The 360-nt window shown below is 68.6% G+C and carries 1 protein-coding gene; it reads right to left on the bottom strand.

The annotated features are described in order from the left end of the window. Window positions 1-360, bottom strand: a 360-nt coding sequence (locus QCE62_RS35200; RefSeq protein WP_309928055.1) for a hypothetical protein, incomplete at both ends; no start/stop codon positions are given.

Genomic DNA, 360 nt, shown 5'->3' on the forward strand with positions numbered 1-360 from the left:
CTGCGTCTCGCTCGAATCGCTGCGGCTGCTGCTCGACCCGACGCTCAATTGAACGGCGATGCTCGGGTTCCGCATCAGCGCGCCACGGCTCGCGCCGGCGACACCCATCGCCGCATTCCCCGCGGCCGCGATCGCGTGCAGCGTCGCCGCTCGGTCGTTGCCCGTGCTCGCCGAACGACTCGCGGCGCGGCTCTGCGTGTAGGCGTTATTGTTTGCATCGCCCACGGAACCCGACAGCCCGAGCGCAAGGCCGCTCGAATGCGAGGTTTCCGTCCGCGAACGCTGCGCCGTATCCTTGGCCGCGTCGATGGTGACGTTCGCGCCCAGGCCGACGAGGTCTTTCGCCGCAAGCAGATCACT

Source organism: Caballeronia sp. LZ033, assembly GCF_031451265.1.
GTDB lineage: Bacteria > Pseudomonadota > Gammaproteobacteria > Burkholderiales > Burkholderiaceae > Caballeronia.